Below are 22,977 nucleotides of genomic sequence, written 5' to 3' on the forward strand. Positions count from 1 at the left end.
GCTGGAGGCGACGAAAACGACGCATCATGGATAACCAGGTATATGTTATCCTTTTAAGTTCAGCAGACAATTTATCGCAATGATGTGTCTAGCCACTTGCGACTACAACTCATCCTGAGTTCGACCAACTTTATGCCCAACTTACCTACCTACTGCTTCTTAAAAGTACATACTTCACACCAAGGCATATAACTTACAATTAATCGTCATCACTAACATATAACCATCAAAACCTTCAACCTCTACCTTTAACTACTCTCTTAAACCTTACCTTTTAAATTCAATTTTCTAGAAAGTAATTCGAGAAACACTCAACACTTTAATCCTACATGAAGGAAAGTAATTAAAAAAAATAATACTTCAACACTCACCAATACTACTTAGACGTTCGGCATTACGACCTATTATTACCGGCTTCAATATCAACCTTTATCCTGGTTCAACCTATTAGATACTCCTATACACTGAATATACACGTTTTTCTTAGCAATAGCGTTTGCTACTACGCCTCAGTGTAGGAATAACACTATGCACGGTCATCCTCGCGCCTTATTACCCATTTGCTTATTCGCTTGTTTAAGCGTAGATACGGTGTATGGGCAAACCACTATAAACGCACAGCGGGAAGCCCTGGTTATAGAGGCACGCCAGGGAGCACCGGGGCCGTCAATTGATGGCTTACAATCCCTTTATTATCGAACACAAAACAGTCGTGTTCGTGAGGATTTGATAGCCCTGCTGGTACGTGCAACAAGGTATGAAGAAGCGCTGGCAGTTTGCTCAGCGTGTCGACCCCAGGATTACAGCGACTCTGAACTTGCCAATCTGGGCAGTGCAGCGCGTAGTGCAGGTGATTACCCTAAAGCGCTCTCGCTATTTCAATCGCTTACCTATCGCAGCCCTACCTATGCAGAAGGTTGGCTTGGGCAAGCGTTAGTTCACACCGACACGGCTAATTATACCTTGGCCGATATCGCCTTACAGCAATATAGCCAAGTGGCAGGCACGACGACCGCCGGCCTGGAAGCCAAAGGCTATTTGGCCGCAAAAACAATGAATGCCGTTCAAGAGCTACAGGTTCGGCAAGCACTGGTAGAGCAAGACCCCGCCAATACCAGCGAGTTACAGGCACTCTACCGCTTGGCAGTGGGTTTAGGCGCCAGCTCCGCCGCCCGTAACATCATGCAGGACAACCCAACGGTTTTCTCTGAAAGTGATCGCCTTTGGCTTATCTACTACGAAGCAGTTACTGATATACGCTTGGGCATTCAGACGGATCAGCCACCCAGAACGCGCAGTGGCCTGGCCCAGCTAAACCAGGTACTGGATTCGCCAGCGGTCCCCCAGGAATTAGCCAAGCTTGCCGAATATGACAAAGTCGTCGCACTTGCCCAGCTAAGGCACTTTTCCGAAGCGGAGGTCCTCGCCGTTAGGCTCCAACATCAGCATGGCCCGTTGCCAAGTTACGTGAGCCGGGCCAAAGCGTACGCCTTGAATGGCCTGGGCACTGAGGCTGCATTTCAACCATTCATACGAATGCGTTTGGCGAGGAAATGCCAGTGAATGAACGCTTGCAGCTTCGTCTAAATCAGCGCTGTTCATTGACCTTATTTTCATTAAAAACCTCATCAATTTATTGATAGCATATCGGCTGCGACTAGCCTTTCAGTGCCAACCCTATTAGCCTGCTAATTCACTTTAAGGGTTTAGCATGCAAGAAACGACTTTTCGGCAGCGCTTGGCGGGTGTGCTGATTCTGCTTGGGTTGATCGCACAGATTCTTGGGTTTACCGGTCTGATAAACACGGCGCACGCAGTGAGCTATGTGTTGTGGCTCGCCGTGATATTGCTGTGGAAGGACATTCCCAAGCGCTCACGTTTTCAGGCCGGCGTGTTGATGGTTTTGGGCATATTAATGCTGCTGGTGGCGCGTTTTTATTACCATAACCACGTAGATTGGCCCGCTATGCTGCAGGGCAATGCTTTTGTAGTGGCCATGCTGGTAGGCGTCAGCTTTATTTCCCTGGTAGGTAAACAGCAAGGGCGAAAAAAAGCACCAGGCAAACGCTTAACGGGCAGTGGCGGCGTATTACGTACCTGGCTTGGCGTGCATTTTCTGGGCACGATTTTGAATATATCAACCGTTATTATGGTCGGTGACCGATTGGCACGAACGGCTCCTTTAACGATTCCACAGTACCTGGCATTGAATCGAGGGCTTTCAAGTGCCGCGCTGTGGTCACCGTTTTTTGCTTCCATGGGAATAGTGATCGCACTCGCACCGCAGATGCAGTACTCCTACGTGGCACTCTTTGGATTCCCATTAGCAATGATTTCCGGGTTGCTAACGACGCTTGAACTTGGCCGTCGATTTGATTTACGTGAGGTGTATGGCTTTTCTCTGGCACCGCGTAGCCTGCTAATGCCCGTGATCATGGCCTTGTTGGTCATGGTGTTTCATTTCTGGCTAACGCCCAGGCTCTCAATCGTTGGCATTATTACCTTTTTGATCCCGGCCATTGCCTTGATCTATAACCTGCGCGGAGGCACCGGCTATACGTTGTGGCGTATTCGCCAACACACCACCACACGGCTCCCGGCCATGCGAGGAGAAGTCTCACTGTTTTTAGCGGCGGGGCTTTTTACGCTGGGGCTTTCAGCACTTGTGGCTGCCGTAGCGGGCAATGATTGGACGCTATTCGAAACCTTTGGCGCGCAGCAAGGCATGATCAGTTTTCTCAGCATTGTGCTGAGTGCGCTGGTGGGGCTCCACCCAATTATTGGGGTATCGGTGCTGGCCTCTATCGTAAGTTTGCACGGTGGAGAGCACACTCTGTTTGCGTTTGTCTGTTTATGTTCATGGGCCGTGGGCACCAGCGTCGGGCCTTTATCAGGGATTAACCTAAGCCTTCAGGGCCGCTACGGGATCAACGGTTACCACATGATGAAGAACAATCTTCTTTATGCAGCGGTGATGAGTCTACTTTCGCTAGCCTCAATCACGGCGATGAGCTATCTGGTGACATAGCTCCCCCGCCTGCTGCATCACACGGAATTACCAACGCAACAGGGGCAGCACCCTCCGGCGAGCCCCTGCTCTGACCCGCCCTCGCTGCCCACACCGTTTGTTAGCGGTTAGAGAGATGCTCAGGTTTCGATAATCTTACTGGGAAACCGATAAAAGTAGCGATGACCACATTGATGGCAAGGCTCAAGGCGCGCCACATGGGGCAGCATTACCTGAGCATCACAGTGGACACAGGCCATCAAACCTGGTGCTGCCATTTCACCTTCGCAGTAATCTGCCCGAGCCGCCTCAAGATCGTCATCAAAGCGCTCACGCTCTACAATGCTTCGATCCGCGATGGAAAGTAGTGACTCCGCAACGCGACGTGAAAGCCCGCTGATATCGACACCCAACCAGGTAGCGACCTGCATCCCGGTATCTGCCAGGTAGTGGCGCATATCTTTTAAGTCGCGCTCAACCCAAGCTCGCAGCAGGGCCAGCTCATCTTTCGTGTACTCTTCAAGCTCCGCTTCAAAAGCGACTGCGTCGTCTAAATCCTTTTGCAGGTTGTCCCAGGTTAAGTCATTTGCGCCATGCTGCATGCGCTCCAGCAAGCGCTCATAGCCTTCGCGCAAGCGGTGGTCATTGTGTTGTTCACTCATGATGCCTCTCCTTTTGTCGACGCAGGTGTTTCCTATCATCAGCTTGCCGTTCAAGGATACCCCTTCATAGGATACAATCGACACTACTTATCTGACAGTCGTCATCTACCATTCACTTTGCGCCCTATTGGGCGAATACGCCAAGGCATTAAAAAAACCGATGGACGCACACTATAGCCCTCGTGAAATTGAACGTGACGCCCAGCAGTACTGGGACAAACATCAGTGCTTCAAAGCAGTAGAAGACGCGAACCGCGAGAAGTTTTACTGCCTATCCATGTTCCCCTACCCCAGCGGCAAGCTGCATATGGGCCATGTGCGTAACTATACTATCGGTGACGTCGTTTCACGTTTCCAGCGCATGCAAGGTAAAAATGTGATGCAGCCCATGGGCTGGGACGCGTTTGGCATGCCTGCGGAAAACGCAGCGATCCAAAACCAGGTGCCGCCTGCGGAATGGACGTACCAAAACATTGATTACATGCGCAACCAGTTGAAGGCGCTAGGCTTTGCCTACGACTGGAGCCGCGAATTCGCCACCTGCGATACCAGCTACTATCGCTGGGAGCAGTGGTTCTTTACCAAATTGGTCGAGAAAGGCCTGGTTTACAAGAAGATGTCCACAGTGAACTGGGACCCGGTTGACCAGACCGTACTGGCCAATGAGCAGGTCATTGACGGCCGCGGCTGGCGCTCAGGTGCGCTGGTTGAGCGTAAGGAAATTCCGCTGTGGTTCTTGAAGATCACCGACTACGCCGATGAGCTTTTGACCGACCTGGACAAAGTAGAATGGCCTGAGCAGGTCAAAACCATGCAGCGCAACTGGATTGGTAAATCGCGTGGTGTTGAGCTGACGTTTGATATCGAAGCAGCAGACGGTAGCGCGGCTGAACCACTAGCCGTTTACACCACTCGCCCGGATACGCTGTCAGGGGTTACCTACGTCGCGGTAGCCGCTGGCCACCCGCTTGCCAAACAGGCGGCAGAACAAAATACAGAGCTGGCAGCCTTCTGTGAAGAGTGCGCCAAAGGCGGTACCTCAGAAGCTGAAATGGCCACTAAAGAGAAACTCGGCATGGCCACCGGTCATGTCGCCATTCACCCGCTTAGCGGCGCTAAAGTTCCGGTGTTTGTGGCCAACTTTGTACTTATGGAGTTCGGCACCGGCGCTGTCATGGCAGTACCTGCCCACGACCAGCGCGACTGGGAGTTCGCCACCAAGTACGGTGTCGATATTAAACCTGTTATTGCCGATGAAAACGGCAATACGCCCGACCTTTCCGAAGCCGCGTATATTGAGCATGGTGCGCTGATCAACTCCGGTGAGTTCGATGGCTTGGAGTTTGAGCAGGCCTTTGACGCGATTGCCGCAAAACTTGCCGAAATGGGCCGTGGCGAGGTTAAAACCAACTATCGCCTGCGCGATTGGGGTGTTGCCCGCCAGCGGTATTGGGGGGCGCCGATTCCGGTTAAATACGGCCCGGAAGGCCAGACCGTTCCGCTGACCGATGAAGAGCTCCCGGTATCACTGCCCATGGAAGTGACGGTTGACGCCTCCGGCTCACCGCTCAAGAAAATGCCTGAGTTTTCCGACCTGGGCGATGGCTGGGTACGCGAAACCGATACGTTTGACACCTTTATGGAGTCCTCCTGGTACTTTGCGCGCTTCTGCTGCGCCGATAACCATGACGCCATGCTGGATGATCGCGCCAACTACTGGTTACCGGTCGATCTTTATATCGGCGGTATCGAGCACGCCATTTTGCACCTGCTATACGCACGTTTCTTCCATAAGCTGATGCGCGACTTTGGCCTGTTGGATTCTGATGAGCCCTTCCAGCAGTTGCTTACCCAAGGCATGGTCATCGCGGAAACCTACTATCGCCATACCGATAACGGCGGCAAACAGTGGTTCAACCCGGACGATGTCGACGTTCAGCGTGATGAGAAAGGCCGTCCGCTAAGCGCTATCCTGATAAGTGATGGTCAGCCGGTTGAGATGGGCGGCATCGAAAAAATGTCCAAATCGAAAAATAACGGCGTTGATCCGCAGTCGATGATCGACAAGTTCGGTGCTGATACTGTCCGCTTGTTCATGATGTTTGCGGCCCCGCCCGAGCAGTCGCTGGAATGGTCTGACTCTGGTGTTGAAGGTGCGCACCGCTTCATCAAGCGCATTTGGCGCCAAGTGAGCGAGCATCTTGAAGCCGGCACACCAGGTGAGCTGAAGGTTGATGCGCTTAATGATGACCAAAAAGCACTGCGTCGAAAAACGCATGAAACCATCAAGAAAGCCAGCGACGATATTGGCCGCCGCACCACCTTTAATACCGCTATCGCGGCAGTCATGGAGCTTTCCAACGCACTTGGCAAGTTTGATGACACCTCTGAGCTTGGTTTAGCGGTAAGCCGTGAAACGCTGGAAGCATGTATCTTGCTGCTTTCTCCAATCACTCCGCACGTGTGCCATCAGTTGTGGCAGAACCTAGGGCATTCAGAACCCGCTATTGAAGTGCAGTGGCCAGTGCTTGATGAAGCAGCGCTTACTCGCGATAGCATTGAACTTGTCGTGCAAGTAAACGGTAAGTTGCGTGCACGCCTGGAAGCACCGGCTAGTGCAGATAAAGCAGCCATCGAGAAACTGGCGATGGAAAACGAAAACGTCCAGCGCCACCTGGAAGACAAAACGGTCCGTAAAGTGATCGTCGTGCCAGGCAAGCTGGTAAACATTGTGGTAAGCGGATGAATCGACGCACATTTTTGACAACCAGCATCGCCGCTTCAGCGGCGGTGCTACTCAGCGGTTGTGGCTTTCATCTGCGCGGCCATAGCGCTATGCCCAGCCTGCCCGCACTGACGCTGGAAGGAGACATTAATAGCACCACGGCCCAGCAACTACGTGCACGCCTGACACAGTTAGGAACCGAGATTAGACCTGACGCGCCCTGGCGCGTCACGTTAGGCACCCCTTCCTTACTGGAGCGACGTATTGGTAGCGATAGTCGCGCCAGCCGTGAACACGAGCTGGTGCTAAGCACAACGCTCTCGGTGCAACAGCGCCAGACCAATGCCTATGCGCTTAACGGCAGTAACGTATCTGTCAGCAGAACCATACGTGTTAACGATGATGATTTGCTCAATCGTGAAACCTTGTTCAATGAAGCAGAGCGATCGCTTGCCCGGGAGCTAGCACAACGTATTGTGGAACGCCTGGTTAACATTAAGGGTGTTGAGTGAAGGTTTTTGCCGACCAATTGCCGGGTGCCTTAAGTAAAGCGCTGCCTAAGGTCGTCATCGTAGCGGGCGATGAGCCGCTCCAGCACCGCGATGCCTGTGATGCAGTACGTGCCGCCGCACGCCAAGCCGGTATTGAAGAGCGCGAAGTACTGGACGTAGATGCCAACTTTGCCTGGGGCCGCTTACTTGAGGCCGCCAGCAACCTTTCATTATTTGCAACCAGCAAGTTGATGGAAGTTCGCTTGGGCACCCACAAACTGGGCCAGGAAGGCAGCAAAGCACTAGCGCAGTACGCTGAAACCATCGCAAACAGCGACGACCTACTGCTACTCAGCATGGGTAAGCTGGATGGCAAACAGCAGAAAAGTGCCTGGTTTAAAGCCCTTGATAAGCACGGCCTGTTTGTCCCCGTATGGCCCGTAGATAATGCTCGCCTGGGCTACTGGTTACGTGATCGAGCATCAATGCATGGCTTGCAGATTGACCTTGAGGCTGCGCGCCTACTGGGTGAGCGCACTGAGGGGAACCTGCTGGCCGCTGATCAGGAGCTTCAAAAACTCTCGCTGATTCATCCGCAAGGTACCCGCTTAAACGTTGAGAGCATCGCCCAGGGCGTAGAGGATAGCTCGCGCTTTGATGTGTTCAACCTGGCAGATGCCTGCTTGAAAGGTGAGGTTAGCCGCGCCTCACGCATAGTGCAGGGGCTGCGCAGCGAAGGGGTCGAAGCGCCCATTGTGCTATGGGCATTAAGCCGCGAGTTGCGCACGCTACTCTCTTTGCATCAGCACCTGGATCAAGGGCAAAGTTTTGAGCACGCCTGCAAAACCCAAAAGCCAATGATTTTTGACAAGCGCCGCCCCGCTTATCAAAAGGCCATAAAGCGTCTTCCCATGAAGCGTTTGCACAAGCTGCTTTTGATGGCCCAACGGCTGGACTTAGCCGTTAAAGGGGCCGCTAACGTGCCCTTATGGCCAGGCCTTCATGACTTGGCGATGACCATGGCAGGCGGAAAAGGTATTCTTGCTGAAACAGCCTGGACCTATCGCATTAGTGCAAATAATTAGCATATTGGACAATAGACTTAAAGCCTGTCCTCTTTATTCCTATACTAGTGATTAGAGCAGCACAATGCTCGATACCCCTGACCAGTCTCTAAGGAAGAAGACGATGAAAACATTGCGCGCTTACCTCTCTACCCTCTTGATCGCGGCGCTAGTGATCACCAGCCTGCCCGTCGCTGCTGCGCCTGCCGCCCCCCAATCCATGGATTTAGTTTCAACTCAGTCTGTTTTAGCAGGTGATCGTGTCGGCGCTGACCGTGAGCGGATAAACGAAATTCTGGCCCGTGCCGATGTACAGGACCAACTGCTAAAGCAGGGTGTGGATCTTGATGAGGTAGACGCCCGCGTTGCCGCTCTGAGCGATGCCGAAGCACAGCAAATGGCTCAGCAGCTTGATCAGTTGACTGCCGGTGCAGGCGGCGGTGTTATCGGTGCCCTGTTTGCCGTTTTCATCATTTTGCTGATTACTGATATTCTCGGTTTAACCGACGTTTATCCGTTTACCCGCTAAGCCAGTCACTATGAAAACATTGCTACCCTACGCCCGCTTTGCGGGCGTTTTTATGCTCGCCCTACTGCTTTCTGCCTGTGCCCGCAGCCCCATTTTACTCGACAGCACCTACGAAGCCTTGACCCCTCAGGTAGAAAATCGTGCCGTGCCGTTTTTTGCCCAAAGCGAGTACCAGTGTGGCCCGGCAACGCTTGCCATGGTGTTGAACTACCAAGGCGTTGAGGTGGGCGTTGACCAGCTGATTCCGCAAGTATTCTTGCCAGGGCGTGACGGTAGCGTTCAACCTGAAATGCTGTCCACCGTTCGCCGCCACCAACAGCTTGCCTACCCCATTCGCGGTACCATGGATGCACTGTTAAATCATTTGGCTAACGGCGACCCAGTCGTGGTGATGCAGAACCTGTCACTGCCTATTTATCCCATGTGGCACTACTCGGTGGCTATCGGATTTGATTTGCCTGATGAAACGCTCATCCTGCGCAGTGGTGAACGTGAGCGACATATGTTGTCGTTTAGCCGCTTTGATGCGACCTGGGCGCGCAGTGGTCGCTGGGGATTTATTGTGGCCAACCCCGGCACTCTGCCGGAAGGCATTAGTGCCCCCGTAATGCACTGGAGGCTATTAGCGCTTACGAAGAAGCGCACGGCCCCAAAGAAGCTCTAAGCAGTTGGCAAGCCCTGGTTAACCGCTACCCAACTGACCCACTGGCGCAGTTTGCGCTGGGCAACGCGCTGTACGCCGACAGCCAGCCCAAGGAAGCGATGACAGCCTTTGATGCAGCGACCCAGCACGATGCACACATGGGGGCCGCTTGGCTCAACCTGGGTATTTTGCTGCTGCAACAGGATAAGCCCGACGAAGCACGCAACGCCTTGATGCAGGCAGCATCAATAGACGGCAGTTGGCAGGCACGCGCGCAGCAGTTACTGGATGAATATTAAGTATGCAAAAGGGGCCACGCAATTTCTGGTGGCCCCTTTCACACAGCGATGTATGACACTACACCTGCGCTTTACACTACCCAAAACGCGTTAAAACACTCTGTTCAAGCCATTTTGTGCTGCCACTCGGTACGCTTCTGCCATCGTTGGATAGTTAAAGGTTGTGTTCACAAAGTACTTAAGCGTATTGGCTTCACCCGGCTGCTGCATAATGGCCTGGCCGATATGTAGAATCTCGGAGGCCTGGTCACCAAAACAGTGGATCCCCAGGATTTCCAACGTATCCTGATGGAAGAGAATCTTCAGCATACCCACGACATCGCCGGTTATTTGCGCACGCGCGGTATCTTTAAAGAACGCTTTTCCGACTTCATAGGGCACTTTGGCTTCAGTCAACTCGCGCTCGTTAGGTCCAAACGAACTAATTTCGGGAATAGTGTAAATGCCGGTGGGTACATCGTTGACGAAGCGATACTCTTTATCGAGCAGCTCGTTGCAAAGGTTTAGCCCCTGGTCATACGCGGCACTGGCAAGGCTTGGCCAACCGATCACGTCACCGGCGGCATAAATATGCGGAATTGTCGTACGGTAGTGTTCATCAACGCTGAGCTGGCCGCGCCCATTGGCTTCTAATCCAATATTCTCAAGCCCCAGGCTATCGGTATTGCCCGTGCGACCATTGGCCCATAAGAACGCATCAGCGCGGATCTTCTTGCCCGACTTAAGATGCACGACAACGCCAGACTCATCACCTTCTACACTCGCGTATTCCTCGTTATGACGGATCAATACGCCATGTTTACGCAGGTGGTAAGAGAGCGCATCACTGATTTCATCATCAAGAAATGAAAGCAAGCTGTCACGGTTGTTGATGAGATCTACCTTGAGGCCTAATCCTGAGAAAATTGACGCATATTCACAGCCGATAACGCCAGCGCCAAAAATCACTAACGTACGCGGTGTATGAGAAAGGCTTAGAATGGTGTCAGAGCAGTAGATACGTGGGTGGCGGAAGTTGATGTCCGCGGGCCGATAGGGCCGTGAGCCGGTAGCAATCACAATTTTTTTGGCGACCAGCTCTTCCATTCCTTCATGCTGGTCGCGCACAACCACGGTATGCGCATCTTTAAAGCGCGCAATACCATGAAACAAGTCGATTCGGTTACGAGCATAAAAGGTAGTACGCATTTCTACCTGTTTATCAATCGTGCCGCGCGAACGCTCCATCACTTTAGGGAAAGAAAACCAGCGCGGCTCACCAATATCGCGAAACATTCGGTTGGTGTTAAACGCCATGATTTGCTTAACCTGGTGGCGCAACGCTTTTGAGGGAATAGTGCCCCAATGGGTACAGTTACCGCCTACCTGTGCCTGCTTTTCGATAATCGCTACACGCTTACCGTGCTTGGCGGCGTTAATAGCCGCGCTTTCACCTGCAGGGCCTGTACCAATAACCACGACATCGTAATTGTGAACCGCCATACTCTCTGCGTCTCCTCGTTCCCCAATAATAAGGCGCAGCTGATCTCTCGGCTGCGCCCTGCACTCTTTCTCTTTCCGATACGGTTACGGATTGTGCTAGCGCCGTGTAGCGTCGTAGCCCAAGTCCGCTCCGCGGCTTTCATCACTGCGGCGACGCACATTTCCTCGCTTGCGGTTCTCCTCTTCGCATACGTCATCTTTACCGCCACAAATATCGCAGCCGTCTTTCATACCAATCTGGTTTAAACCGCCACATGAACCTGCGATAGGCTTACGACCCATTAAAACGCCAACCGCCATTGCGCACATTATCAACGCCATAAAGCCAAATACCAGTAGCCAAATCGCCATGTTAACCTCCCCGCATTGCTATGGATGCACCACCTACCGACAACAGCTTAGGCAATTAGTGCCTTCCAGATACTCGCTATACCTTAATTGTACCTTAGCTGACACATACTTATTAGCTGCCACGTACTGATAACTGCCAAGCACTTATTCACCGCTCAGCACCTATTAGCGAAGGTAGCGTAGGCTTGAGTCTATTCAAAATAAATGGGGCCAACCTTACGGCCAGCCCCAAATGTGCCCGAAGGCTACTTTCGATTACCAGAGCGCTTACCCGCCGAAGTCATCCAGCATGATATTTTCAGGCTCAACCCCCAGATCAAGCAGCAGCTTAATCACGGAAGCATTCATCATGGGCGGCCCACACATGTAGTATTCACAATCTTCAGGCGCCGGATGGTCCTTCAGATAGTTTTCATACAGTACATTATGGATAAAGCCCGTCGGCCCTTCCCAATTATCTTCAGGCTGCGGATCAGAAAGCGCCAGATGCCATTCAAAATTCGGGAACTCTTCTGCCAACTGATCGTACTCTTCGTTGTAGAAGGTTTCACGCCAAGAGCGTGCACCGTACCAGAAAGACATTTTACGCTTAGACTTAAGACGCTTAAGCTGATCGAAGATATGGCTACGCATCGGCGCCATACCCGCACCACCACCGATAAAGATCATTTCGGCGTCGGTATCCTTGGCGAAGAACTCACCAAACGGACCCATTACGGTCACCTTGTCACCAGGTTTCAAGTTGAAGACGTAGGTAGACATTAGGCCCGGCGGATGACTGCTGCCTGGGGGCGGTGTAGCAATACGAATGTTGAACTTGAGGATACCCTTCTCTTCCGGGTAGTTCGCCATAGAGTAGGCGCGAATCACTTCCTCATTGCTCTTATGGGCAACCTTGAAAATTCCAAACTTGTCCCAATCGCCGCGATACTCTTCCTCGATATCAAAATCGGAGAATTTAATATCGTAAGGCGGTGCAACCAGCTGAACATAACCACCCGCGCGGAAGGCAACTTCTTCGCCTTCAGGCAGTTTTAGGTTCAGCTCCTTGATGAAGGTCGCGACGTTAGGGTTAGCGATAACTTCGGTTTCCCACTTTTTAACGCCGAACACTTCCTCAGGTACTTCGATCTTCATGTCTTGCTTAACGGGCACCTGGCAAGAGAGCCGCCAGCCCTCTTTCTTTTCACGCATGGTGAAATGCGACTCTTCAGTCGGCAGAATGGAACCACCACCCTCTTCCACACGGCATTTACATTGGGCGCAAGAACCACCGCCACCACATGCCGAGGAGAGGAAAATACCATTTGCCGCCAAGGTGTTTAAAAGCTTACCACCGGCCTGAGTCGTCAAGGTGTGCTCAGGGTCGTGATTAACTTCAATCGTCACGTCCCCGCTACTCACAAGCTTGCTGCGCGCTGCCAGAATGATCGCCGTTAAGCTAATAACGATGATCGTGAACATGACAACACCGAGCAAGATGACAGATGTATCAACCATGTCGGTTTCCTATTGCTGAGGTTTCCTGTAACCCGGCAGCGCAGAACGCCGCCGAGAAAAACCGGCTCCGTTTAGAGCTGAATGCCCGAGAAGGACATAAAGCCCAACGACATCAGACCTACGGTGATGAAAGTAATACCCAGCCCTTGCAAGCCACCAGGCACATCGCTGTATTTCAGCCTTTCACGGATACCTGCCAAGGCCGTAATAGCCAACGCCCAACCAACACCGGATCCAAAACCATAAACGAGGGATTCACCGAAGTTGTAGTTACGCTCAACCATGAACAGCACGCCACCCAGGATGGCACAGTTGACAGTAATAAGCGGCAGGAATACGCCAAGCGCGTTATACAGTGCAGGCACGTACTTATCCAAGAACATTTCAAGGATTTGCACTAGTGCTGCAATGACGCCGATATAGCTCAATAACCCAAGGAATGAGAGGTCAATGTTCTCAGCACCGCTAATACCGGTCCAGGAAAGTGCACCTTGCGCAAGCAGAAGGTTGAATACCAGGTTATTAACAGGCACTGAAATAGTCAGGACGACAATAACCGCAATGCCCAGGCCAAACGCGGAGGAAACCTTCTTGGAGACCGCGAGAAAAGTACACATCCCCAGAAAGAATGCCAAGGCCAGGTTTTCAACAAAAACCGAAGCGACGAAAAGGCTTAAATAGTGTTCCATTTTACACAGCCTCCTGTGGCTTGGAGTTTTCCTTCATCTTGAACTCAGTCTCTTCTACCTGCCCTGGATCGATTGAGCGCATAACCCAAATCATCAGGCCGATAATAAAGAAGGCGGACGGAGGCAACAGCAGCAGACCGTTAGGCACATACCAGCCACCATCTTGAACGGTAGGCAGGATAGTAAAACCGAACACACTACCCGCACCCAACAGCTCACGGAAGAAGCCAACCACCAGCAACACGAACCCATAGCCCAAACCATTCCCGATGCCGTCTAGGAAAGACATGCCGGGGGTGTTGGACATGGCAAAGCCTTCCGCACGACCCATTACAATGCAGTTGGTGATGATCAGACCCACAAATACCGACAGCTGCTTGGACATTTCATAAGCATAGGCTTTGAGGATCTGGTCAACCACGATTACCAATGAAGCAATAATCGTCATCTGCACAATAATACGGATCGAAGAAGGAATATGATTCCGAATCAATGATACGAAAAAGCTTGAGAGCGATGTTACGAAAATAACAGCTAACGCCATTACCAACGACACGCTCATGCTGGTCGTTACTGCCAGCGCAGAACAGATCCCCAATATCTGAAGTGCAATGGGGTTGTTCTGAAAAATAGGCGCTATTAAAACGCTTTTTGCATTTACGTCCGCCATGATTAAGCCCCCTCACCGTCTTCGAAGTCGGTATCGGTGTTGTCGGCATCTTCCGGATCAGCACCACTGCGGAATGTCGCAAGGTACGGACCAAACCCTTCTTCGCTTAACCAAAATTGCAGCATATTGGTCACACCATTACTGGTGAGGGTAGCACCGGATAACGCGTCAACTTCATTTTCGTTACTCGCGCCGCCTTTGGTTAAGTGGATGGCTGGCGAAAGAGAACCTTCTTCAGCGTAAATTTCTTTGCCTTCCCACTGCGCTTGCCAACGCGGGTTGTTCACTTCAGCACCCAGACCCGGCGTTTCACTGTGGTCATAGTAGGTAATACTGATGATAGTATTACCGTCACCTTCGATCGACAAAAAGCCCATCATCCGGCCCCACAGGCCTTGCCCACGAATCGGCAATACGATTTGGTCTGGGTCGTCTGCATTACCGACCAAATAAACAGTCGCGTAATTTTCAACCCGAGAAAGCCCGGCGATATCGCGGTCTCCGGACAGCGTGCGGCCGGTTGCCGGATCACGTGATGCTTCAAACCCATCAAACGTTTCAGGGTCAAACTCATCGGTATACTCACCGGTTTCAAGCTCAACCACACGCGCCGTAATTTGGGTCCGGAACGCTTCCTCTACATCCATTCCCGGCTCGTATAAACGCGCCACGTTAAGGATGTTGGTTTTACGATCTAATTCCTGATTGAGCTGCTGCGCAGGACGTAGTGCCACGGCGGCCGTCGAAACGATTACCGAACACACGATACACAATGAAAACGCGACAATCAGGATCTTCTTGATTGAGTTATTACCTTGTGCCATTAGGCAGTCTCCTCGGCCGGAACGCCAGTACGCTTGATACGGCGTTTTATATTGGCCTGGACGAAGAAGTGGTCAATCAATGGTGCAAACAGGTTAGCAAAGAGAATTGCCAACATGATGCCTTCGGGGAAGGCAGGGTTAACCACGCGAATCAGTACCGTCAGTACACCAATGAGCGCACCAAATATCAAACGGCCCTGGGTCGTCATGGAAGCAGAGACGGGGTCAGTAGCCATAAAGACCATACCGAATGCAAACCCACCTATCACGAAGTGCCAATACCACGGCATGGCAAACATGGGGTTGGTATCGGAGCCAATCAGATTAAACAACGTACTGGTGGCTACCATTCCAAGGAACACGCCAAGCATTATTCGCCACGAGGCAATACGCGTGTAGAGCAGCACCAATGCGCCGACAAGGATCGCAAGCGTCGACACCTCACCTACTGAGCCTGGAATAAAGCCAATGAAGGCATCCCACCAGCTAAACGCATTAGTGACTGCACCCATGCCGTCCTGGAACGCCATCGAAAGTACCGTTGCACCCGTATAACCATCAGCGGGCACCCAAATGGCGTCGCCGGAAATTTGCGCAGGATAGGCGAAGTAGAGGAAGGCACGACCAGTAAGCGCCGGGTTCAGGAAGTTTTTGCCCGTACCGCCAAAAATTTCCTTACCGATCACGACACCAAAGGTGATACCCAGCGCTACCTGCCAAAGCGGAATAGTGGCCGGAAGAATCAGCGCAAAGAGCACTGAAGTAACGAAGAAACCTTCATTAACTTCATGGCCACGCTTGATGGCAAACAGTACTTCCCAGAAACCACCAATGGCAAAAGTGACCAGGTAGATAGGCAGGAAGTACGTGGCACCAAGAACAAAGTTGGACCACAAGCTACCCGCATCATGCCCGCCAGCCAAGGTCATCAGGATCGCTTCACGCCAGCCACCCATGGAGGCATAGCCTGCATCAATAGCCACGTTGGCTTGCCAACCCGCGTTCCACATACCAAAGAACATTGCCGGGAAAGTACACAGCCAAACGGTGATCATAATGCGCTTCAGGTCGATACCATCGCGCACGAACGACGTTGTTTTGGCAACGCTTGGGGGTGAGTAGAAAATCGTATCTACGGCTTCATAAAGCGGGTAGAACTTTTCGTACTTACCGCCTTTATGGAAATGCGGCTCGAGATTATCGAGTGTTTGTCGAATACCCATTATCAGGCCTCTTTCTCGATCATGGCGAGGTTGTCACGCAGGATAGGGCCATACTCATATTTGCCGGGGCAAACGTATGTGCACAGCGCCAGATCCTCTTCGTCTAGCTCCAGACACCCAAGTTGCATGGCAACTTCAATGTCGCCCACGATCAGCGAGCGCAGCAGCTGAGTCGGCATGATATCCAGCGGCATTACCGTCTCGTAAGTACCAATCGGCACCATGGCACGTTCAGAGCCATTGGTCGACGTGGTAGGCGCGTAGTTACGCAGGCCTTTAATACGCGAGAGGTAAATACCCAGAATCGAGTGACGATCGGCCCCAAGAGAAAGCCAGCCTAACAAGGCACGCTTGTTGCCCTCTTCAAGCAAGCTAATCTGATTGCTGAAACGCCCCAGGTAGGTCAGGTGACCTTCCGCCGAGAAGCCCGAAAAAACCGAGCCGGAAATTACTCGGGTGTCATCGGGTTTGATGACTTCATCTGCCAAAAACTCTTGGGTACTTGCTCCCAAGCGGGTCCGCAGAAGACGAGGTTTTTCAGCGCGTGGGCCGCCAACAGCGACAACACGAGTTGTATGCAGCTTGCCTTCGGCAAAGAGCTTACCAAACGCGATCACATCCTGATAACCGATATGCCAGACTTGTTTGTGCAGCGCGACTGGCGAAAGATAATGGATATGCGTACCCACTAGACCCGCAGGATGCGGACCGGCAAAACTTTCGGTTTTCACACCGTCAATATCCTCGCCAGGGATATTGGCATCAGACCCCGTGCACAGAAAAACGTTGCCCTCGGTCAGGCGTGTTAGCACCTTGAGGCCGTCTTCAAATGCCTGGGTTTCTTCATTGATGACAATTGCTGGATCAGCGCTTAACGGGTGGGTATCCACGGCCGTTACAAAGATATCAGCAGGAATGCTATCAATAGCTGGCGTGCGAGAGAAAGGACGTGTGCGTAACGCTGTCCAAAGTCCCGACTCAACGAGCTGGTCAACGACCAACTGTCGGTCAAGCTGCGCTAAAGAAGCGCGATCATGAGAAGCAAATGCCATCGCTTCTTCATTCTCGTCAACTTTAATAACGACAGATAGCAGGCGACGCTTTTCGCCACGGTTAATGGATACTACTTCACCGCTTGCAGGTGCCGTAAAACGGACACCCTCAATTTTTTTATCGGTAAAGAGCAGCTGGCCCAGTTTGACCTTATCCCCTTCCTGAACTTCCATGGTTGGCTTCATGCCAACGTAGTCAGTGCCCAGGATTGCCACGTAACGCACAGGCTGCGCATCTTCAATACGCTGCTCGGGCGCTCCCGTGATGGGGAGATCCAGGCCTTTTTTGACTTCGATCATAGTCTCGCCCAGTTGATGGATCGGATATACGAAGGTAAGGGGTTCGAATGCTTATTTTCTGTTCAGTGAATTGTTGTTTTCTGTCAGATCGTTACCAGTCAGGCCCAAGCACGCTTGAACCACCCCGAAAAATCTACAACATTATAAAGATAAGCGCGGACAATGACCACATCCCTGATGCCCACATAAAGTGTTACATGCCATCCATGACACTTGATTTTACAATTAAAAACGCCACCCGAAGGTGGCGTTAAGCAATCCAGACGCGATGGAAAAAGCTATTCCGCAGCTAATTCACCGGCATAGAGGCACTATGCGTGGCGTGGCAGTTTTAAAAACTGTACGTTCGACATTTGCTGCAGGATGCGAATAACCTGGCAGCTGTAACCAAACTCATTGTCGTACCACACGTACACAACCACGTGATTACCGTTAGCAATCGTTGCTTTTGCGTCCACGATGCCTGCATGGCGGTTGCCAACGAAGTCCGATGAAACCACTTCAGCAGAGTCCACGTAATCAATCTGCTTCTGATAAGACGAATCAATGGACATACGGCGCAAATAGTCATTCAGCGCGGCAGCATCGGTTGGCTTATCTAATGCCAGATTCAAAATGGCCATCGAAACGTTCGGCGTCGGCACGCGAATCGCATTGCCCGTTAGCTTGCCTTCCAATTCAGGTAGCGCTTTTGCTGCGGCTTTGGCCGCACCCGTTTCGGTTAACACCATGTTAAGCGCCGCACTGCGGCCACGACGATCACCCTTATGATAGTTATCAATCAGGTTCTGGTCGTTGGTGTAAGCATGAACAGTTTCCACATGACCGGTGGTGACCCCGTACTGATCATTGAGCACCTTTAGAACGGGCACAATGGCATTGGTGGTACAGGAAGCCGCCGATACAATACGGTCATTCTCACCAATGGTCGCGTGGTTAACACCGTAAACGATATTTTTAATATCGCCCTTACCTGGCGCCGTTAGTAGCGCCTTGGCCACGCCTTTACACTCCAGGTGCTGACCCAAGCCAGCCTCATCGCGCCAAATACCGGTATTATCAACAATGACCGCGTTTTTGATGCCATAAGTGGTGTAATCGATTTCGCTGGGCGAGTCAGCGTAAATAACCTGAACCACATTGCCATTTACAGTAAGCGTACGCGCTTCGGCATCAACAGAAATAGTGCCTTCAAACGGGCCATGCACCGAGTCACGACGCAGTAAGCTGGCACGTTTTTCAAGGTCTTTACCCACATCGCCACGCCCACGCACCACAATCGCGCGCAAACGCAACAGGTTTCCGCCACCGGCTTTTTCAACCAGCACGCGCGCCAGCAGACGACCAATGCGCCCAAAACCGTAAAGCACAACATCCTGCGGCTCGCCTTTACTGGCTCCCGGCTGATAACCGCCAATAATATCCTGCAGTTCGTTATGCAAGAATGCGTTTACATCACCACCGCCCTGCTTTTTAAGCATGACCGCCAGCTTACCCACATCAACATGAGCAGGCCCCAGATTAAGCGCGCTCATCGCTTCAACGATGGGAAAGGTGTCCTCAACCGACAGTTCTGTCCCTTCAATTTTGCGCACAAACCGATGATCTTTCAGGATACGAATAACGGACTGATTGATCAGTGAGCGCCCAAACATGGTAGCCACAACATTGTTATGCCGATAAAGGCGCCCAACAAGCGGGATCATCTGTTCGGCCAGAGCCTGGTTGTTCTGCCATTCCTCAAAAACGTTTTCGAGAGCTTGCTGACTCACATGCGGCCTCATTGGGTAATGATAAGGTAGTGATAAAAGGTTTCAGGCGCATTATCCCGGCCTTATTAGCTACTCGCAATGGAAGGATGGTCGCACACGTTGTAGGGGTATTACAGGAATAGAGGTTTGACTACAAACACAAAATAGGCTCTCACAGTAACAGTAATGTTTTGGCCCTCTAACTGAAAGAGGCGATCGTGTATGATCCAATATCCGTTTCAGCGCAAAATGACCTGACTATGCCCTCATTCTCTCTGCTCGAACCGCCTCAGCCACACGGGGCCCGCGACACGCTTTTCTGGACCGCGCCCCCGGGTAGTGCGTCTGCACTGGCGTTAGCCCAGGTAGCTTCTAGCGCCCCGCTGCTGGTAATTACCCCCAACACGGCCAGCGCTCAACGCTTGGAACAAGACCTTGCGTTCTACAGCGATGTCCCTGTACTGCCATTCCCTGATTGGGAAACCCTCCCCTACGACAGTTTTTCTCCGCATCAGGATATCGTCTCAGCACGCTTGCGCACATTACGCCAGCTACAAGATGGTGTTCGCGGCATTGTATTGGTGCCTATTAATACACTAATGCAGCGCCTTCCCCCCGTCTCGTATATCGCAGGACGCGTGATGACGCTGAACGCGGGCGCCAAGCTTAATCGGGATACCTTTAGGGAGTCGCTTACCCGAGCAGGGTATCGCGCCGTTGAAACCGTGTACGAGCCTGGCGAATACGCCATACGCGGCGCACTCATTGATCTTTTTGCGATGGGAATGGATGAGCCGATTCGTATCGACTTATTTGATGATGAGATCGACACACTTCGTCATTTTGACCCCGGCAGTCAACGTTCAACGGACAAGATAGACACGTTGGAACTACTTCCTGCCCATGAGTACTCGCTTAGCCGCAGCGCAATCGCCTGCTTTCGCGAGCAATTTGAAACCCTGTTCGATGTCGACCCTCGCCAGTGCCCGCTCTATAACGACGCTCTTAAAGCCATCCCCTCGCCTGGGCTCGAGCACTATTTGCCGCTATTTTTTGACGAAACGGCGTCTTTATTTGATCACGTAACCGATGATACGCGGGTGGCACTGCTACCCGGCGTTTTTCAGGCCGCCGAACAACACTGGCAATCCATTGAGGCACGCTACATCAACCTGGGCGTTGACCCTACCCGCCCACTACTGCCGCCTGGCCGGGCATTTTTCCCGGTTAACGATGTCTTTTCAGCGATCAAATCACGCCCTCGCATTGAACTCACTGAAGACGAAGCGCATCGCCATGCCTTAATGCCGGAAGCAAAAGCGCTTCCGCCGCTGGCCATCAATGCACGCGCCAAACAGCCACTGAGCGAATTGGAAGGTTTTTTAAATAACGAACCTGATACGCGGGTCCTGTTTGTCGCTGAGTCACACGGGCGTCGCGAAGCATTAGAGGAAGTGCTTGCACCGCTCACCCTGTCGCTGCCTTATGTTGATAGCTTTCAGTCATTTCTTAAAAGCCAACACCCCTTCGCGATCACGGAAAGCCTGGTAGATAGCGGCTTATGGCTTACTGACCCTAGCCTTGCCATTATTAGCGAAACGGAACTGTTCGGCGAAGTCGTTCGCCAAAGCCGGCGGCGTGAAAAAGCCACTGATGATAATGAATTGGCGGTTCGCCACCTTTCGGAACTACGCGAAGGGGCACCCGTTGTTCATCAGGCACATGGGGTAGGACGTTACCTGGGGCTAGAAACCCTCGCAGCCGGCGGTCAGGCCAACGAATTTTTAGCCCTCTCTTACGCCGATGGCGCCAAGCTTTATGTACCCGTTGACAGCCTTCACCTTATTTCACGCTACAGCGGCGCTGATGATGAGCTGGCACCGCTGCATAAGCTTGGTTCTGATCAGTGGGAAAAGGCGCGCCGTAAAGCGGCCGAAAAGATTCGCGATACTGCCGCTGAATTGCTGGATGTTTACGCAAGACGAGAAGCCCAGCAAGGGGTTGTCTATGAAGCGCCAAACGATGAGTACGTGCGCTTTTCCGCCAGCTTTCCGTTTGAAGAAACGCCTGATCAACAAGCGGCCATTGAAGCCGTCATTGAGGACATGGTTTCTCCGCAGCCCATGGACCGCGTGGTATGTGGTGATGTTGGGTTTGGTAAAACCGAAGTGGCCATGCGTGCCGCGTTTCTGGCCGTGCAGTCAGGTCGCCAGGTCGTCGTTCTCGTGCCGACCACACTGCTCGCCCGCCAGCACTTTGAAAACTTCCGTGACCGCTTTGCCGATACGGCCGTCAATATCCGTTTGATCTCGCGCTTTACGGCGGGCAAAGAGATGACCCAGACGCTCGAAAGTATCAAAAACGGTCAAACCGATATCGTGATTGGCACCCATAAGCTGCTCTCCAAAAGTGTTGAGCTACCTCAAATGGGTCTACTAATTATCGATGAAGAGCACCGCTTTGGCGTCGCGCAGAAAGAAAAGCTCAAAACCCTGCGTGCAGAGATTGATATCCTAACCCTCACTGCCACCCCCATCCCGCGTACACTCAATATGGCGATGAGCGGCATTCGGGATCTTTCTATTATTGCGACACCGCCCGCTCGCCGCCTGTCAGTTAAAACATTTGTACAGCAGCGTGATAACAGCATTATCAAAGAAGCCCTACTACGGGAAATACTTCGCGGCGGCCAGGTCTACTTCCTTCACAACGAAGTAAAGACGATTGAAAACGCGGCTCAACAGATCCGCGAGCTGGTGCCAGAAGCTCGCGTAGCTGTGGCGCATGGCCAGCTCCCTGAACGCAGCCTTGAACGCGTAATGTCGGACTTTTACCATCGCCGTTTTAATGTATTGGTATGCTCAACGATCATCGAAACCGGCATTGACGTACCCAGCGCCAATACCATTCTCATAGAACGAGCCGACAAGTTTGGCCTGGCGCAGCTGCACCAACTACGAGGGCGCGTAGGCCGCAGCCACCACCAGGCCTATGCTTACCTGCTTACGCCTCCCCCCAAGGCCATCACGCGCGATGCGGTTAAACGCCTTGAGGCTATAAGCGCCTCTGATGACCTTGGCGCTGGGTTTACTCTGGCAAGCCACGACATGGAAATTCGTGGCGCAGGTGAACTACTAGGAGATGAACAAAGCGGCCAAATGGAAACTATTGGCTATACTCTTTATATGGAAATGCTGGATCGAGCAGTGAAAGCAATTCGTGCTGGCAAAACACCTAATATTGAGGCGCCCTTCAATACTGGCGTAGAAATTAGTCTGAACCTGCCCGCACTGATTCCAGATGACTATATTCATGATGTACAGCAGCGGCTTGTTATGTATAAGCGCATTGCCAATACACAAAGCGATAGTGAGCTTAAAGAACTACAGGTCGAGCTCATTGACCGCTTCGGCCTCCTGCCACAGCCGCTGAAGAACCTGATACGTCAAACAAAGCTACGCCAACGCGCAGAGCAGCTGGGTATTAGCCGTATTGAAGCAGGCGAAAGCCGTGGCCGGGTGCTGTTTGATGGTACAACGAAGGTCGACCCACTCACCCTGGTTACGTTGATTCAAACATCGCCCAAGCACTATCGCCTGGATGGTTCAGACACCTTGCGGTTTGAATTTACCATGGAAAACAGTGATCAGCGTTTCGAGCAAGTTGAAGCACTTATAACGACCCTTAATCAAAAAGTAGCGGCGGCGTGAACCTT

Annotated in this window: 17 protein-coding genes and 1 pseudogene; 8 read left to right on the top strand and 10 right to left on the bottom strand. The window is 52.1% G+C overall.

All coding sequences use genetic code 11. The features are described from left to right. Positions 1-528: 528 nt before the first annotated feature. Both ACT3R4_RS14580 and ACT3R4_RS14585 read left to right on the top strand, forming a co-directional pair. Positions 529-1,563, top strand: a complete 1,035-nt coding sequence (locus ACT3R4_RS14580; RefSeq protein WP_441679446.1) for a PgaA family protein — start codon at positions 529-531, stop codon at positions 1,561-1,563. Positions 1,564-1,711: 148 nt separating this feature from the next. Then, complete coding sequence (locus ACT3R4_RS14585; protein WP_441679447.1) at positions 1,712-3,028, top strand: hypothetical protein; 1,317 nt, start codon at positions 1,712-1,714, stop codon at positions 3,026-3,028. 119 nt (positions 3,029-3,147) lie between these two features. On the opposite strand, the gene ACT3R4_RS14590 is transcribed toward ACT3R4_RS14585, so the two are convergent. Then, positions 3,148-3,669 (bottom strand): zinc ribbon-containing protein, encoded by a 522-nt coding sequence (locus ACT3R4_RS14590; RefSeq protein ID WP_172118391.1) that lies wholly within the window; start codon positions 3,667-3,669, stop codon positions 3,148-3,150. 160 nt (positions 3,670-3,829) lie between these two features. On the opposite strand from ACT3R4_RS14590, the gene leuS reads away from it, so the two are divergent. From leuS to ACT3R4_RS14615, 5 genes and pseudogenes are all read left to right on the top strand, one after another. Next, positions 3,830-6,415 (top strand): leucine--tRNA ligase, encoded by a 2,586-nt coding sequence (gene leuS / locus ACT3R4_RS14595; RefSeq protein ID WP_441679448.1) that lies wholly within the window; start codon positions 3,830-3,832, stop codon positions 6,413-6,415. Continuing rightward, positions 6,412-6,906 (top strand): LPS-assembly lipoprotein LptE, encoded by a 495-nt coding sequence (locus tag ACT3R4_RS14600; RefSeq protein WP_441679450.1) that lies wholly within the window; start codon positions 6,412-6,414, stop codon positions 6,904-6,906. The genes leuS and ACT3R4_RS14600 overlap by 4 nt, the downstream gene beginning before the upstream one ends. Then, a complete protein-coding gene (holA, locus tag ACT3R4_RS14605) occupies positions 6,903-7,970 on the top strand; it encodes a DNA polymerase III subunit delta (RefSeq protein ID WP_172118388.1) in 1,068 nt (355 codons plus the stop codon). The genes ACT3R4_RS14600 and holA overlap by 4 nt, the downstream gene beginning before the upstream one ends. Positions 7,971-8,073: 103 nt before the next feature. Beyond that, positions 8,074-8,478 carry a PA2779 family protein gene (locus tag ACT3R4_RS14610; protein ID WP_441679452.1) on the top strand — a complete coding sequence of 135 codons (405 nt, stop codon included), beginning with the start codon at positions 8,074-8,076 and terminating at the stop codon, positions 8,476-8,478. A 10-nt stretch (positions 8,479-8,488) separates the two neighbouring features. Then, positions 8,489-9,420: pseudogene (locus ACT3R4_RS14615) on the top strand (PA2778 family cysteine peptidase). 90 nt (positions 9,421-9,510) lie between these two features. Here ACT3R4_RS14615 and sthA read toward each other — a convergent pair. From sthA to ACT3R4_RS14660, 9 genes are all read right to left on the bottom strand, one after another. Continuing rightward, positions 9,511-10,902, bottom strand: coding sequence for a Si-specific NAD(P)(+) transhydrogenase (gene sthA, locus ACT3R4_RS14620; protein WP_172118387.1), 1,392 nt, complete (start codon positions 10,900-10,902; stop codon positions 9,511-9,513). 96 nt (positions 10,903-10,998) lie between these two features. Then, complete coding sequence (gene nqrM, locus ACT3R4_RS14625) at positions 10,999-11,253, bottom strand: (Na+)-NQR maturation NqrM (protein WP_087107496.1); 255 nt, start codon at positions 11,251-11,253, stop codon at positions 10,999-11,001. 267 nt (positions 11,254-11,520) lie between these two features. Next, complete coding sequence (nqrF, locus tag ACT3R4_RS14630; protein ID WP_193053118.1) at positions 11,521-12,753, bottom strand: NADH:ubiquinone reductase (Na(+)-transporting) subunit F; 1,233 nt, start codon at positions 12,751-12,753, stop codon at positions 11,521-11,523. Positions 12,754-12,824: 71 nt separating this feature from the next. Beyond that, positions 12,825-13,442, bottom strand: a complete 618-nt coding sequence (nqrE, locus tag ACT3R4_RS14635) for an NADH:ubiquinone reductase (Na(+)-transporting) subunit E (protein ID WP_087107500.1) — start codon at positions 13,440-13,442, stop codon at positions 12,825-12,827. Between the two features lies 1 nt (position 13,443). Next, positions 13,444-14,112, bottom strand: a complete 669-nt coding sequence (locus ACT3R4_RS14640) for an NADH:ubiquinone reductase (Na(+)-transporting) subunit D (RefSeq protein WP_087107502.1) — start codon at positions 14,110-14,112, stop codon at positions 13,444-13,446. A 2-nt stretch (positions 14,113-14,114) separates the two neighbouring features. After that, complete coding sequence (locus tag ACT3R4_RS14645; RefSeq protein ID WP_441679454.1) at positions 14,115-14,936, bottom strand: Na(+)-translocating NADH-quinone reductase subunit C; 822 nt, start codon at positions 14,934-14,936, stop codon at positions 14,115-14,117. Next, a complete protein-coding gene (locus ACT3R4_RS14650; RefSeq protein WP_193053120.1) occupies positions 14,936-16,159 on the bottom strand; it encodes an NADH:ubiquinone reductase (Na(+)-transporting) subunit B in 1,224 nt (407 codons plus the stop codon). The genes ACT3R4_RS14645 and ACT3R4_RS14650 overlap by 1 nt, the downstream gene beginning before the upstream one ends. Before the next feature lie 2 nt (positions 16,160-16,161). Continuing rightward, positions 16,162-17,511, bottom strand: coding sequence for a Na(+)-translocating NADH-quinone reductase subunit A (locus tag ACT3R4_RS14655; RefSeq protein ID WP_441679455.1), 1,350 nt, complete (start codon positions 17,509-17,511; stop codon positions 16,162-16,164). Between the two features lie 311 nt (positions 17,512-17,822). Next, positions 17,823-19,283 carry a glyceraldehyde-3-phosphate dehydrogenase gene (locus tag ACT3R4_RS14660; protein ID WP_441679457.1) on the bottom strand — a complete coding sequence of 487 codons (1,461 nt, stop codon included), beginning with the start codon at positions 19,281-19,283 and terminating at the stop codon, positions 17,823-17,825. A gap of 239 nt (positions 19,284-19,522) precedes the next feature. Between ACT3R4_RS14660 and mfd the strand changes: the two genes are divergently transcribed. After that, a complete protein-coding gene (mfd, locus tag ACT3R4_RS14665; protein WP_441679459.1) occupies positions 19,523-22,972 on the top strand; it encodes a transcription-repair coupling factor in 3,450 nt (1,149 codons plus the stop codon). Positions 22,973-22,977 lie beyond the last annotated feature (5 nt).

Source organism: Halomonas sp. AOP7-E1-9 (assembly GCF_052376035.1).
Taxonomy (GTDB): Bacteria; Pseudomonadota; Gammaproteobacteria; order Pseudomonadales; family Halomonadaceae; genus Vreelandella; species Vreelandella citrativorans.

Coding starts and splice junctions, on each gene's coding strand:
- ACT3R4_RS14580 (WP_441679446.1), top strand. CDS start 529: ATGCACGGTCATCCTCGCGCCTTATTACCCATTTGCTTATTCGCTTGT.
- ACT3R4_RS14585 (WP_441679447.1), top strand. CDS start 1,712: ATGCAAGAAACGACTTTTCGGCAGCGCTTGGCGGGTGTGCTGATTCTG.
- ACT3R4_RS14590 (WP_172118391.1), bottom strand. CDS start 3,669: ATGAGTGAACAACACAATGACCACCGCTTGCGCGAAGGCTATGAGCGC.
- leuS (WP_441679448.1), top strand. CDS start 3,830: ATGGACGCACACTATAGCCCTCGTGAAATTGAACGTGACGCCCAGCAG.
- ACT3R4_RS14600 (WP_441679450.1), top strand. CDS start 6,412: ATGAATCGACGCACATTTTTGACAACCAGCATCGCCGCTTCAGCGGCG.
- ACT3R4_RS14610 (WP_441679452.1), top strand. CDS start 8,074: ATGAAAACATTGCGCGCTTACCTCTCTACCCTCTTGATCGCGGCGCTA.
- sthA (WP_172118387.1), bottom strand. CDS start 10,902: ATGGCGGTTCACAATTACGATGTCGTGGTTATTGGTACAGGCCCTGCA.
- nqrM (WP_087107496.1), bottom strand. CDS start 11,253: ATGGCGATTTGGCTACTGGTATTTGGCTTTATGGCGTTGATAATGTGC.
- nqrF (WP_193053118.1), bottom strand. CDS start 12,753: ATGGTTGATACATCTGTCATCTTGCTCGGTGTTGTCATGTTCACGATC.
- nqrE (WP_087107500.1), bottom strand. CDS start 13,442: ATGGAACACTATTTAAGCCTTTTCGTCGCTTCGGTTTTTGTTGAAAAC.
- ACT3R4_RS14640 (WP_087107502.1), bottom strand. CDS start 14,112: ATGGCGGACGTAAATGCAAAAAGCGTTTTAATAGCGCCTATTTTTCAG.
- ACT3R4_RS14645 (WP_441679454.1), bottom strand. CDS start 14,936: ATGGCACAAGGTAATAACTCAATCAAGAAGATCCTGATTGTCGCGTTT.
- ACT3R4_RS14650 (WP_193053120.1), bottom strand. CDS start 16,159: ATGGGTATTCGACAAACACTCGATAATCTCGAGCCGCATTTCCATAAA.
- ACT3R4_RS14655 (WP_441679455.1), bottom strand. CDS start 17,511: ATGATCGAAGTCAAAAAAGGCCTGGATCTCCCCATCACGGGAGCGCCC.
- mfd (WP_441679459.1), top strand. CDS start 19,523: ATGCCCTCATTCTCTCTGCTCGAACCGCCTCAGCCACACGGGGCCCGC.